General features: G+C 57.2%; 16 protein-coding genes. 12 read left to right on the top strand and 4 right to left on the bottom strand.

The features are described 5' to 3' along the window. Positions 1-6: 6 nt before the first annotated feature. The 3 genes from ACR0DY_RS06005 to mdh all read right to left on the bottom strand — a co-directional run bounded on the left by ACR0DY_RS06005 (position 7) and on the right by mdh (position 3,396). Positions 7-834, bottom strand: coding sequence for a glycosyltransferase family 25 protein (locus tag ACR0DY_RS06005; RefSeq protein ID WP_480545895.1), 828 nt, complete (start codon positions 832-834; stop codon positions 7-9). A gap of 97 nt (positions 835-931) precedes the next feature. Next, the gene (gene sucC, locus ACR0DY_RS06000) at positions 932-2,125 is read right to left on the bottom strand and encodes an ADP-forming succinate--CoA ligase subunit beta (RefSeq protein ID WP_267363198.1); all 1,194 of its coding nucleotides are present in this window, start codon (positions 2,123-2,125) and stop codon (positions 932-934) included. Positions 2,126-2,433: 308 nt separating this feature from the next. Beyond that, entirely contained in the window at positions 2,434-3,396 is a 963-nt protein-coding gene (gene mdh, locus ACR0DY_RS05995) for a malate dehydrogenase (RefSeq protein WP_267363196.1), read from the bottom strand. A 161-nt stretch (positions 3,397-3,557) separates the two neighbouring features. Here mdh and ACR0DY_RS05990 point away from each other — a divergent pair, with 161 nt between their 5' ends. After that, positions 3,558-4,313 (top strand): sulfite exporter TauE/SafE family protein, encoded by a 756-nt coding sequence (locus tag ACR0DY_RS05990; protein ID WP_267363195.1) that lies wholly within the window; start codon positions 3,558-3,560, stop codon positions 4,311-4,313. Here ACR0DY_RS05990 and ACR0DY_RS05985 read toward each other — a convergent pair whose 3' ends face one another. Beyond that, positions 4,314-4,619 carry a hypothetical protein gene (locus ACR0DY_RS05985; protein WP_480545896.1) on the bottom strand — a complete coding sequence of 102 codons (306 nt, stop codon included), beginning with the start codon at positions 4,617-4,619 and terminating at the stop codon, positions 4,314-4,316. 169 nt (positions 4,620-4,788) lie between these two features. Between ACR0DY_RS05985 and ACR0DY_RS05980 the strand changes: the two genes are divergently transcribed. The 11 genes from ACR0DY_RS05980 to ACR0DY_RS05930 all read left to right on the top strand — a co-directional run bounded on the left by ACR0DY_RS05980 (position 4,789) and on the right by ACR0DY_RS05930 (position 12,779). Beyond that, a complete protein-coding gene (locus tag ACR0DY_RS05980; RefSeq protein WP_480483150.1) occupies positions 4,789-5,646 on the top strand; it encodes an HpcH/HpaI aldolase/citrate lyase family protein in 858 nt (285 codons plus the stop codon). 6 nt (positions 5,647-5,652) lie between these two features. Next, entirely contained in the window at positions 5,653-6,207 is a 555-nt protein-coding gene (locus ACR0DY_RS05975; protein ID WP_209506524.1) for an NnrU family protein, read from the top strand. 12 nt (positions 6,208-6,219) lie between these two features. Beyond that, positions 6,220-6,426: a DUF1737 domain-containing protein gene (locus tag ACR0DY_RS05970; RefSeq protein WP_480483152.1), complete on the top strand. Its 207-nt coding sequence runs from the start codon at positions 6,220-6,222 to the stop codon at positions 6,424-6,426. Continuing rightward, on the top strand, positions 6,426-7,454 hold the full coding sequence (locus ACR0DY_RS05965; protein ID WP_480545897.1) for a MaoC family dehydratase: 1,029 nt from the start codon (positions 6,426-6,428) through the stop codon (positions 7,452-7,454). The genes ACR0DY_RS05970 and ACR0DY_RS05965 overlap by 1 nt, the downstream gene beginning before the upstream one ends. 54 nt (positions 7,455-7,508) lie before the next feature. Beyond that, positions 7,509-8,171, top strand: a complete 663-nt coding sequence (locus ACR0DY_RS05960; RefSeq protein ID WP_480483156.1) for a DUF1194 domain-containing protein — start codon at positions 7,509-7,511, stop codon at positions 8,169-8,171. A 215-nt stretch (positions 8,172-8,386) separates the two neighbouring features. After that, the gene (gene sdhC, locus ACR0DY_RS05955) at positions 8,387-8,773 is read left to right on the top strand and encodes a succinate dehydrogenase, cytochrome b556 subunit (RefSeq protein WP_267363810.1); all 387 of its coding nucleotides are present in this window, start codon (positions 8,387-8,389) and stop codon (positions 8,771-8,773) included. Positions 8,774-8,786: 13 nt separating this feature from the next. Continuing rightward, positions 8,787-9,158: a succinate dehydrogenase, hydrophobic membrane anchor protein gene (gene sdhD, locus ACR0DY_RS05950; RefSeq protein ID WP_267363812.1), complete on the top strand. Its 372-nt coding sequence runs from the start codon at positions 8,787-8,789 to the stop codon at positions 9,156-9,158. A gap of 18 nt (positions 9,159-9,176) precedes the next feature. After that, entirely contained in the window at positions 9,177-10,982 is a 1,806-nt protein-coding gene (sdhA, locus tag ACR0DY_RS05945; RefSeq protein ID WP_480897946.1) for a succinate dehydrogenase flavoprotein subunit, read from the top strand. Between the two features lie 96 nt (positions 10,983-11,078). After that, positions 11,079-11,705: a sulfotransferase gene (locus tag ACR0DY_RS05940; protein WP_480483160.1), complete on the top strand. Its 627-nt coding sequence runs from the start codon at positions 11,079-11,081 to the stop codon at positions 11,703-11,705. A 31-nt stretch (positions 11,706-11,736) separates the two neighbouring features. Further along, entirely contained in the window at positions 11,737-12,516 is a 780-nt protein-coding gene (locus tag ACR0DY_RS05935; RefSeq protein ID WP_152456842.1) for a succinate dehydrogenase iron-sulfur subunit, read from the top strand. Positions 12,517-12,638: 122 nt separating this feature from the next. Continuing rightward, positions 12,639-12,779, top strand: a complete 141-nt coding sequence (locus tag ACR0DY_RS05930) for a hypothetical protein (protein WP_480483162.1) — start codon at positions 12,639-12,641, stop codon at positions 12,777-12,779. Positions 12,780-13,061 lie beyond the last annotated feature (282 nt).

Genomic DNA, 13,061 nt, shown 5'->3' with positions numbered 1-13,061 from the left:
CTTTCTCTAGGCGGTGTTGGATTGATGGGGTTCTGCCGCTGGAAGAACCTGCGGCGCATAGGTAATTTTCTGAAGCGTGGCGCGACCAAGGACCAGGTTGGCCATCGTGCGCAGGCCGCTGCTGATTTCGGCGATACCGCGCCTGATATTTTGTCGGACCAGCGGCCAGCCCGTAGGGCGTGCGCGGGGGAAACCCATCTGGATTTCGCCCGGCGCTTCGTTGCCTTGCTCGACCATCGCAGGAACCACCTGATAGACATTGACCCGACGCGCCGCAGCCGAGGCTGACGGGTTGAACAACAGGCCATCCAGCGTGATGTCATAGGGCCTTTGCGCCAGAAAGTGTTCTGCCGCTTGCCGGGTCAACGCATATGCGGCACCGCCAGGGTGGCGCGAGCGCATCAGGCACAGCTCCCGACCCAGATGAGACACACGCTTGCGCCCAAGAGCGAGGTAAAGCTTTGTACTGCGCCAGCGTTCGAACCGCACGATATCGGCATCCTCTGGCCACCAGGACGCATCGTTCAACCAATCCGCCAGTTCTGGCGACAGGAAAACATCATCCTCAAGTATCAAGGCCTGTTCCGCACCGGAGGCGACAACGGCCTCCCACGCCCTGGCATGGCTTAGGGTGCAGGCCATGTCCTTGGTATGGAAATAACCCCAAGGTCCCTCGGACCGGCATTCACGCAGAAAATCCTCACGGGTGGCGGCGTCGCAATCAACAGCGTTGACGCGCGTCGCCGACAGGCCTGCCTTTTGCAGCTCCTGTGCCATCAAACGCGCCCGCCCGGTGGCGCGTTCAAGACCTATGAGGAAGATGGGGATGGACATCAGATCGATTGTTTCTTTCGATTTCCCGCGTGAAATGGATAAAGTTGGATTGTAGTTGCCGTGGGGTCGGCCTGTAGCCCACTCCACAGCAACTTGCTTACCCCTTAACCGCCTTGACGATCTTCTCGGCACCGTCTTTCAGGTTGTCCGCCGCGATCACGTCCAGACCCGAGTTGTTGATGATTTCTTTGCCTTTCTCGACATTGGTGCCTTCCAGTCGCACGACAAGCGGAACCTGCAGACCGACCTCTTTCACCGCAGCCACCACGCCCTCGGCGATGACGTCACAGCGCATGATGCCGCCGAAGATATTGACCAGAATGCCTTTGACCTGCGGGTCCGAGGTGATGATCTTGAACGCCTCGGTCACCTTCTCTTTGGTTGCACCGCCACCCACGTCGAGGAAGTTGGCAGGTTCGGCACCATACAGTTTGATGATGTCCATCGTAGCCATCGCCAGACCGGCACCGTTCACCATGCAGCCGATCTCACCATCCAGTGCGATGTAATTCAGGTCGTATTTGCTGGCTTCCAGTTCCTTGGGATCTTCCTCGGTCGTGTCGCGCAGTTCGGCGATATCCGGGTGGCGGTAGACCGCATTGCCGTCAAAGCCAACCTTGGCATCCAGCACTTTCAGGTCGCCACTGTCGGATACGATCAGTGGGTTAATCTCCAGCATCTCCATATCCTTCTCGACGAAGGCCTTGTAGAGGATGCCCATAAGCCTGACACATTGCTTGACCTGCGCGCCCTCCAAACCCAGCGAAAACGCAATGCGGCGGCCGTGGTAGGGTTGGTAACCGGTGGCCGGGTCAACCGAGAAGGACAGGATTTTCTCGGGCGTCGCGGCAGCAACCTCTTCGATGTCCATACCGCCTTCCGTCGAGCAGACAAACGAGATACGGCTGGTCTGACGATCTACCAGCAGGGCCAGGTACAGTTCACGCTCGATGCCGGAACCGGCTTCGATATAGATGCGATTGACCTGCTTGCCTGCCGGACCCGTCTGATGGGTGACCAGAGTGCGACCCAGCATCTTCTTGGCTTCTTCGGCCGCTTCCTCGACCGATTTCGTCAGACGGACACCGCCTTTTTCACCAGCGTCGGCTTCTTTGAAGGATCCTTTGCCACGGCCACCCGCGTGTATCTGCGCCTTGACGACCCAAAGCGGTCCATCCAGTTCGCCGGCTGCGGTTTTGGCTTCCTCGGCGCGCAGCACGGCGCGACCATCGGAGACCGGAGCGCCGTAGCTGCGAAGAAGAGCCTTGGCCTGATATTCGTGAATGTTCATCGAAATTGTCCCGTCTGACTGCGTTTAACCGTTATAGGCGTGTCTAGCGGGTAAATTTAAAGGGTTTTTTGATCTGTGACGGGAAATTGCCGAAGATTTTCAACATTTGTGATCACGGGTTTTTAGGGTGTGATCACAAAAGCTCGAGTGTCATCAATTGATTCGATAATCCTGCACAGTTTTTTGAAATCACATTCGAAAAAAGGGATTTGCGACGTTTGCGCCAACATATGCGGCCGGGTTCCGCGGTGGCAAATGAAAACCGGCCCACAATTGGGCCGGCCTCAAATTCAAATTGTCTGGCAGTTTTACGCCAGTGAACTGTCGATGCCTTTGCATGCCTCGATCAGGCCTTTCACGGCGTTGACCGAATTGTCGAAACCGGCTTGCTCGTCTTCGTTCAGCTTGATGTTTACGATGCGCTCGACGCCACCAGCGCCGATGACAGTCGGCACCCCGACATAAAGGCCGTTAACACCCAACTCACCGCTGCAGTACGCCGCACAAGGCAGAACACGCTTCTGGTCTTTCAGATAGGCTTCGGCCATTTCGATCGCCGAAGTGGCGGGCGCGTAATAAGCCGACCCGGTTTTCAGCAGGCCTACGATTTCCGCGCCACCATCACGGGTGCGCTGTACGATGGCATCCAGCTTTTCTTGCGAGGTCCAGCCCATTTCAACCAGATCAGGCAGCGGGATACCGGCAACGGTCGAATAACGAACCGACGGCACCATGGTGTCGCCATGTCCGCCTAATACGAACGCGGTTACATCGCGCATCGAGACGTTGAACTCTTCCGACAGGAAATGCGCGAAACGTGCTGAGTCCAGCACGCCAGCCATGCCGCAGACTTTGTTGTGCGGCAGGCCCGAGAATTCGCGCAGCGCCCAGACCATGGCGTCCAGAGGGTTGGTGATGCAGATCACGAACGCATCGGGCGCATGCGCTGCGATACCTTCGCCGACCGACTTCATGACTTTCAGGTTGATGCCCAGCAGGTCATCGCGGCTCATGCCCGGTTTGCGGGCTACGCCTGCGGTCACGATGCAGACATCCGCGCCAGCGATATCGGCATAGTCGCTGGTGCCTTTCATCGAAGCGTCAAAGCCTTCGGACGGGCCGGATTCGGCGATGTCGAGCGCCTTGCCCTGTGGCAATCCGTCAGCAATGTCAAACAGGACAACGTCACCCAGTTCTTTGACAGCTGCAAGATGCGCAAGCGTGCCGCCGATGTTCCCCGCGCCGATCAGCGCAATCTTGGGTCTGGCCATTTGGAATATCTCCGGTCGGTTTTGAAATCGCGGCTGTGCTAGTCGCTAAAACGGCATTAGGCAAGAGTTCTGCGACGTGGCATACAACCGCATACCGTTTGCGAGACCCCATGTGGTTGCGCTAAAGGGCCTTTGAGACAAGCCAAAACCGGGACCGGTGCATGTTTGAATTAAACCTGATGTTTTTTGCAGTGGCGATCCCAGCGGTGATATTTGCGGGTATCTCAAAGGGCGGTTTCGGCTCGGGCGTGGCTTTTGCGTCATCATCGATTCTGGCCTTGATCCTAACGCCCGGGCAGGCCCTGGCCCTGATGCTGCCGATTCTGATGGTGATCGATGTGGCCACTTTGGGCCCTTATTGGAAGCGGTGGAGCTGGAGGGATGCGCGCCTGCTGATCCTGGGTGCTGTACCCGGTGTGGCAATGGGGGCATGGCTTTACCGCTCAACGGATGATGACCTGCTGCGCCTGCTGATCGGCGGCATCTCGGTCGGGTTCGTGATCTGGCACATCGCACAGTCAAAAGGCTGGGTGCGCGGGTTTGCCAGACGGTTGCCACCCTCCGCTGGCCTGTTTGCAGGGCTGGTCGCGGGCTTCACCAGCTTCGTCAGCCATGCCGGAGGCCCTCCAGCTGCCGTTTACCTGTTGTCCCAACGGCTGACAAAGACCGAGTTTCAAGCCAGTACGGTATTGGTTTTCTGGGTGATTAATATCGCGAAGTTTGTACCCTACGCTTATCTGGGCATGTTCACGTGGCAGACGGCATGGGCCGATATGCTGTTAACACCGTTTGCTGTTCTCGGTGCGTGGCTGGGCGTCCGCGCACATTTCATGTTGTCCGAACGCCTGTTCTTTGGAATTGCTTATGTGCTGCTGACCCTCACAGGCAGTAAACTGATCTGGGACGCACTTACCTGATCAGGCGTTCGGGGGCAGCGCTTCGGCTACAGCCTCAAAAGCTTGCCCCGAAGCGACGAGGCAGGTGACCCCGTTGGGCAAGGTCACCGTGATGGTCCAGCTGCCGCTTTGAGCTGAGGCGAAAAGCTCCATGACCGTGCCTTGCTGGGCCAGACCATAGCCCCTGCGCGTTTCGTTATAAGTGTCAGTCAATCTTGTCAGCACGTCTTCTCGCGGTGCGCAGTTTTGTCCCTGGGCCTGTACCTGTTGTGCCGCCAGAACCATGATCCCAAGCCCCATCGTCATCTTGAACATTGTCTTTCGCATCCCGAATCCTTTCGGTTCTCTCTGCCGGTCAGGGTGCGGCGCAGGGGCCGAAATTCAGTTAAGGCAAAGCACGTTGCATCCAGTTTGCTGCGGTGCGGCAATTTTTGGCTTGAACTTTCCGGTAAAAAATGCCCCATTCCGCGCAACTTTATTACAATGGGAGTGGTCCATGGATCCTCGTCAGCGCCCCTATCGTTCGGTTCTCTATATCCCCGGGTCCCGGGATCGGGCTTTGGAAAAGGCTCGCACTCTGCCGGTAGATGCAATCATCTTTGATCTGGAAGATGCGGTCGCAGCCGACGAAAAGGACAATGCGCGCGAAACGCTCAAGGCGGCTTTGGCTGCCGGAGGGTACGGGGGGCGGGTCAAAATCGTACGGATCAACGGGTTGGACACTGAATGGGGCCGTGCGGATGCCGAGGCTGTGCGTAACATGGACGCCGACGTGGTCCTGTTGCCTAAGGTGAATTCGGCGGCTGACGTGGATGCGCTGGCTGCGATCACCGGAGATTTGCCGATCTGGGCCATGATGGAAACCCCGCGTGGAATGCTGAACGCGGCAGAAATAGCCGGGCATCCGCTGATGGCTGGATTCGTAATGGGAACAAATGATCTGGCGAAAGAGCTGCAAACCCGCTTCCGCCCAGATCGCCTTCCGATGATGACCTCGTTAGGGCTGTGCTTGCTGGCCGCCAAGGCCGAAGGGCTGATCATCATCGACGGCGTTTACAACGCTTTCAAGGATGTCGAAGGTCTGGCTTTCGAATGTGCGCAAGGCCGCGATATGGGCTTTGATGGTAAAACGCTGATCCACCCGGCCCAGGTCGAAGTGGCAAATACCGCCTTCGCGCCATCGGAGGATGAGATCGACCTGGCTCGCCGCCAGATCTCGGCTTTTGAAGAGACCGAAGCCCTTGGCCAAGGGGTCGCCGTTGTTGATGGCAAGATTGTTGAAAATCTGCACGTTGTAACTGCCCGCGAAATTCTGGCAAAAGCAGAGGCGATATTAGCTTTGCAAGCGGGGTAGGCCAGCATGGGCTTTGTTCTTCTGATCTTGGGTGTGGCGCTGTGGTGGGGGGCGCATCTGTTCAAACGTGTGGCACCTGAACGCCGCGCCGCAATGGGTGACGCGGGTAAAGGCGCTGTTGCCCTGGCTTTGGTCGCGTCGATCCTACTGATGATCTTCGGGTATCGCATGACCGACTTCATCCATGTTTGGGCGCCGCCAACCTTTCTGGTTCACGTCAACAACCTGTTGGTTTTGATCGCGATTTATATGATGAGCCCTGCGGGCACAAAAGGCCGGCTGCTGAACAAGCTGCGCCACCCGATGCTGGGCGGGTTCAAGCTGTGGGCTTTTGCGCACCTGTTGGTGAACGGCGATCTGGCCTCGATCATTCTGTTTGGTGGCCTTCTGGCCTGGGCGGTGGTCGAAGTCATTGTAATCAACAAGTCTGAACCCGAGTGGACCCCGGCAGAGCCTGGCACTTACGGCAAGGATGCGATGTTCTTCGTGGCTTCGATCGTTCTGATGGGAATTATCGGATACATCCACGGGCTGGTTGGCCCATCTCCGTTCGGCTCATAAGGATTTGATTTGATGTCGAAACTTTATCGCTTGCTGACCGAAGAAGACACTTCGGCCTTCTGTCACAAGGTGTCCGACGCCCTGTCAAAGGGATGGGAGCTGTATGGCGACCCGGCTTACGTCTTTGATGCCAACGGCAACGTAATGCGTTGTGCGCAGGCCGTGACCAAAGAGGTCGAGGCCGACTATTCCCCCGACATGAAACTGGGACAGCAGTAATGGCGAAAACAAATCCGGGCCGATTTTTCGAGGACTATTCTGTAGGGCAGGTGTTGCAGCATGCAGTACCTCGCACCGTGACCGAGGGAGAGCGCGGCTTGTATCACGCGCTTTATCCCGCACGTCATGCGCTTTACTCTTCGGATGAGTTTGCTCGGGACTGTGGGTTGCCGGAAAGCCCGATTGATGATCTGGCCGCGTTCCACATCGTGTTCGGCAAAACCGTGCCTGACATTTCCTTGAACGCGGTTGCCAATCTTGGCTATGCCGAAGGCCGTTGGCTGAAGCCCGTTTATGCTGGCGATACGCTGCGATCCGTATCAGAGGTTATCGGCCTGAAGCAGAATTCCAACGGAAAAACCGGTGTTGTCTGGGTTCGCACCCGCGGGTTGAACCAATTGGACGAGGTGGTTCTTGAATATGTGCGTTGGGTCATGGTGCGTAAGGCAAACATGGATGCACCCGCGCCCGAGACGGTTGTTCCTGATTTGAAGGCTGTACTTGATCCGCAGGACCTGACCGTGCCGGAAGGGCTCGATTTTGCAAACTACGATTTTGCCCTCGCGGGCGAGGTGCATCGCTGGGGCGATTATGAGATCGGTGAAACCATCGATCATGTGGATGGTGTCACCGTCGAAGAGGCCGAACATATGCTGGCCACACGTCTGTGGCAGAACACCGCCAAGGTGCATTACGACCTGACGTTCCGTCCCGAAGGGCGGCTCATTTATGGTGGGCATGTAATCTCGATGGCGCGGACTTTGTCCTTCAATGGCCTTGCAAATGCGCAGATGATTGTCGGCTTGAATGGTGGTGCCCATGCTAACCCGTGTTTTGCGGGTGATACGATCAAGGCATGGTCCGAAGTTCTGGACAAAGCGGAAACCGGGGTTGCCGGCATAGGCGCTGTGCGATTGCGTCTGGTCGCGACCAAAGGCGGTGATCCGTTCAAGCTGAAGAACGAAGAAGGGCGTTACCTGCCAGACGTTCTGCTGGATCTCGATTATTGGGCTTTGATGCCCAAATAGGTGATCTGACGGATATGTGACGCCACGGCTTGCAAGGCGTGATAGGTTTGCACAATGAACCTGCTACGCGCAATATTGGCCAGCGTCACTCTGGCACCGGCGGCTCAGGCCTGCGATCTGGCCTTGGCTTTAGCCGTGGATGTTTCTGGTTCAGTCGATAGCAGCGAATATCGCATTCAGATGGATGGGTTGGCCGCAGGTTTGCGCGACCCGATCGTGTCCGAGGCGCTGGTGCGGGGGCAGGCGCGGCTGATGCTGGTGCAGTGGACCGGCTCATCGCGCCAGCGGATCACTATTCCTTGGACCCGTATCGATAGCTTTGCCACGCTGGATCAGTTTTCAGACCAGGTCGCCGCCGATCCGCGCATCTGGCGGAATTTTTCGACGGCAATCGGCGAGGCGCTTCAAATGACCCTGAGTTCATTCGATTCGGTTTCAGACTGCCGACGGCACCTGATAGACCTGTCAGGGGACGGTGTGTCCAATGAAGGGATTGAGCCGACGCGGGTACATGCGGCCCTGCGCGCCGAGGGGATCGTTGTCAACGCGCTGGCTATTGAGGAAAGCGAACCGGATCTGACGGCGTATTTCTTTGAGAATGTCATCGTGGGCGAAGGTGCTTTTGTCGTTTCCGCCACCGGGTTCGCGGATTACCCGGAACGAATTCGCCGAAAACTGCTGCGCGAAGTGACGCAGCAAACAGCAGACCTGAAATGACGGCTTGAGAGATTCGTGATCACATCTCTTTGGCCTTGAAAACGCTAACATTGACAGCGCGGAATGTGATATGTGATCACGAGATTATTTTGTGTGATCACATATTCGAATTATCCGTGTAATTGAGCGCAATTTGATGGTTTTTGCACTCGCAGCACGTGACAGTGTCGCAAAAACCAGTAAAACGTTCGGTAGCCAACCGAAAAGGAGCCGCCATGGCCGATGTAAATCGGGGCAATCGCCCACTTTCGCCGCATCTGTCGATTTATCGCCCGCAGTTGACGTCGATCACGTCCATCCTGACGCGCATCACCGGCAACGCCCTTCTGCTCGCAGCTCTGTTGATCGTCTGGTGGTTTCTGGCCGCAGCAACTTCGCCCGAGGCGTTTGCGGTAGCGAATGGGGTAATAACCTCGATGCTTGGAGACCTTGTGATGGCGCTATCCGTTTGGGGGCTTTGGTATCACACGTTGGCCGGTGTGCGGCACCTGATCTGGGACAACGCGGTTGGTCTGGACCTCCCGACGGCGACCAAGCTGGGTTGGGCCGTTGTCATCGGATCGGTCGTCTTGACCCTTCTGACCCTTGTCCTCGTCGCGTGATTGGAGGCCTGACATGCGTTATCTGACCGACCGCAAACGCGCCGCTGGACTTGGCTCGGCGAAATCCGGCACTGCCCATTTCTGGGCGATGAAAGTCAGCTCGGTTGCTTTGCTGATCCTTGTGCCGTTGTTTGTATTTACATTTGGTCCGATCCTGGGCCAGCCATTCGAGGTCGTTCTTGACTACTACTCGCGACCTTTTCCTGCCATCGTGGCAGCACTGACGCTGGCGGTTGGCTTCAAACACTTCGCGGACGGTGCGCAGGTGATGCTGGAAGATTATGTTCACGGCACGCTTGAAAAGGTCCTGATCATTCTGTTGACCTGCCTGTCCTACGGCGCAGCAGCGGCTGGTATCTTCGCTATCGCGCGCATTGCCCTTTAATTCCCGGAGCTGAAAGAAATGGCTGCATACGAATACGAAACGCATGAATATGACGTGGTCGTTGTCGGCGCCGGTGGGGCCGGTCTGCGGGCGACGCTGGGTATGGCGGAACAGGGTCTGCGCACGGCTTGCGTAACCAAGGTTTTCCCAACCCGTTCGCACACCGTGGCGGCTCAGGGCGGTATCGCCGCGTCGTTGTCAAACATGGGCCCCGACCATTGGCAGTGGCATATGTACGACACTGTGAAAGGCTCGGATTGGCTGGGCGACACCGATGCGATGGAATACCTCGCGCGGGAAGCGCCCAAGGCAGTTTACGAACTGGAGCACTATGGCGTTCCGTTCAGCCGAACCGAAGAGGGTAAGATCTATCAACGCCCGTTTGGTGGTCACACCACTGAATTCGGCGAAGGCCCGGCAGTACAGCGCACCTGTGCCGCTGCGGACAGGACCGGCCACGCGATCCTTCATACGCTCTATGGCCAGTCGCTGAAGAACAATGCTGAGTTTTATATCGAGTACTTCGCTATCGACCTGATCATGTCCGATGACGGTCAGTGTCAGGGTGTTGTCTGCTGGAAGCTGGACGATGGCACGATGCATGTCTTCAATGCCAAGATGGTTGTGCTGGCGACCGGCGGGTATGGCCGCGCCTATTTCAGCGCGACCTCGGCCCATACCTGCACCGGTGACGGTGGCGGTATGGTGGCCCGCGCGGGCTTGGCGCTGCAGGATATGGAATTCGTCCAGTTCCACCCGACCGGCATCTACGGTTCGGGCTGCCTGATCACCGAAGGTGCGCGTGGTGAGGGTGGTTACCTGACCAACTCGGAAGGTGAACGGTTCATGGAGCGGTATGCGCCCCAGTACAAGGACCTGGCACCGCGCGATTACGTCTCGCGTTCGATGACCTTGGAAATCCGCGAAGGTCGTGGTGTCGGTGCGGAGGGGGATCATATTCACCTGAACCTCAGTCACCTGCCAGCCGAGGCTTTGGCAGAACGTCTGCCCGGCATCTCGGAAAGCGCCAAGATCTTTGCCGGCGTGGATGTCACCAAGGAACCGATCCCGGTTCTGCCAACCGTGCATTACAACATGGGCGGTATCCCCACAAACTATTGGGGTGAAGTTCTGAACCCAACGGCCGAGAACCCGACAGCTGTGGTGCCGGGCCTGATGGCAGTGGGCGAGGCCGGTTGCGCCTCGGTCCACGGCGCGAACCGCTTGGGCTCGAACTCGCTGATTGACCTTGTGGTCTTTGGCCGCGCGGCGGCGATCCGGGCAGGCAAAGTCGTGGATGCGGAAGCTGCGAACCCAGTTCTGAACCAGGCATCGGTCGACAAGGCCTTTGATCGGTTCGACGCGGTGCGCAATGCCAGCGGTTCCATCCCGACCGCCGAGTTGCGGCTTGAGATGCAGAAAACCATGCAAGCGGATGCTGCCGTATTCCGTACCGCCAAGACCATGGCCGAAGGCGTCGAGAAGATGACGGCAATCGCTGCCAAGATGGACGATCTGAAAGTCACCGACCGGTCGCTGGTCTGGAACAGTGACCTGATGGAAACGCTGGAATTGACCAACCTGATGCCCAACGCGCTGGCCACGATCGTCGGCGCAGAGGCGCGCAAGGAATCCCGTGGTGCCCACGCGCACGAGGATTTCTCTGCACGTGATGACGAAAATTGGCGCGTCCATACGGTTAGCCGGGTCGAAGACAACCAGGTCGAGCTTAGCTATCGTCCCGTGATCGTCGATCCGCTGACGACCGAAGACGAAGGTGGCATCAGCCTGAAGAAAATCGCGCCCAAGGCACGTACGTTCTAAAAGGCTCGGACAGCAGGCAATGGTGAGCAAGCGCCAAATACCCACGAAGACCGCAACGGCCATTGGCCAAGGGTCGGTCCGTGTCCGGTGTTTGTCATGACGGTCGAGGTCCTGCAATCCGGTTCAGGCGATCCCAAGATCATCCTGATCGGGCTGAACCGCTGTGCGACGACCTCGTTTCACAGGCTGTTTCAGAAAAGCGGGATACCGTCGGTTCATTGGGAAGATGACCAGGGTCGAAATCTTGCGCACCGCATGCTGACCAACATTGCAATGGGGCGACGACCACTGGACGGGTTCGGAGCGGTGCGGGCCTTCACTGACATCGCTTTTGTCAGTTCGCGCTTCATGTTGGACGGGGCGCGTTTCTTCCGTGAATTGCATGCAGCTTACCCGAATGCCTATTTCTTGCTGAACACGAGGGACAGGGATGACTGGATAGCTTCGCGCGCCAACCATTCCGGTGGCGGGTATCTGGATCGGTGCTGCAAAGCCAATGGGCAGAGTGCGGATGAAGTGAAACACGGCTGGGCGCATATGTATGATGTGCACCATGCCGAGGTAGAGACCTATTTCGACGGCAACTCGCGATTCCTGCGCTTTGATATCGACTGTGATGATCCGCAGTGCGTTGCGGACTGGCTCGCGCCGGATTTTGACGTGAACATCGCCCATTGGGGGCATTATAACCGAGGGGCGTCCCAGCGCGCCCGGACAGGCTGAAAGGCGGCCTTGTGCTGAATGGAGAATTGACATGGTTCAACTGACCCTGCCCAAAAATTCCCGGATTACGACCGGCAAGACCTGGCCCAAGCCGGATGGCGCGACCAATGTGCGCAAGTTCCAGATCTATCGCTGGAACCCGGATGATGGTCAGAACCCCCGTGTCGATACCTACTTTGTCGATATGGACACGTGCGGGCCAATGGTTTTGGACGCGCTGATCAAGATCAAGAACGAAATCGACCCGACCCTGACATTTCGCCGATCATGCCGTGAAGGCATCTGCGGCTCGTGCGCGATGAATATCGACGGGATCAACACACTGGCCTGTATCTATGGCATGGATGAGATCAAGGGCGACGTGAAAATCTATCCGCTGCCGCATATGCCTGTGGTCAAAGATCTGATCCCTGATCTGACCCATTTTTATGCCCAGCATGCGTCGATCATGCCGTGGCTGGAAACCAAGACCAACCGCCCTGCAAAGGAGTGGAAGCAGTCGATCGAAGACCGGAAAAAGCTGGATGGTCTCTATGAGTGTGTGATGTGCGCCAGCTGCTCGACCTCGTGCCCGAGCTATTGGTGGAATGGCGATCGGTATCTTGGCCCCGCTGCTCTGTTGCACGCATACCGCTGGATCATCGACAGCCGGGATGAGGCCACGGGTGAGCGCCTGGACGAGTTGGAAGATCCGTTCAAGCTTTATCGCTGCCACACCATCATGAATTGCGCCAAGACCTGTCCCAAAGGTCTGAACCCGGCCAAGGCGATTGCCGAGATTAAAAAGATGATGGTCGAACGCGCGGTATAATCACCTGCACCGAATTGCGGCAAACGCATGTCGATCTTGCAAAATAAGGCGATGTAGCCCCGGCTGCATTGCCTTATTTTTCGCTCAGGGAGGAGTGATGAGTTTAAGTCAGGATCACTCCAATGAATGCAAACACATCCAAACAAAAAATCGACACTAAAGAAGCGCTGAAACTGCTGGAGCAGGCATGGGCCTACTACACGCCGGAACCGGTTAAAGCCGACAAAGAGCCCGAGCTGTTCGAATACGCAAACGCGGCCTGATCCAATACGACAGCCCTTGAAAAACTTCGGTCAATCGGCAAAGCAGAGGAATGCCTGTTCTTCTGCTTTTGTTGGCCGCCGGAGTGTTCGCCTATTTTTTCTGGCGGTCGCGCCATTCCACGCTGACACGGGATTGTCGTTGGCGACAGGACAGACGCCATGGCATCTGGCGGTGTAGCTTTTGTGGAGCGGCAGTCGCTGCGCCGGACCAACCTATGCGCTGTCTTAAGGCAAGTGATGGTTGAGAATAGGGCTTTTCGCGAGCCATAGAATCCGCCACTC

The sequence above is a fragment of the Ruegeria sp. O6 genome (genome assembly GCF_056535045.1).
The sequence above is the reverse complement of the archived record's forward strand: the minus strand, read 5'-3'. Positions and strand labels throughout refer to the sequence as shown.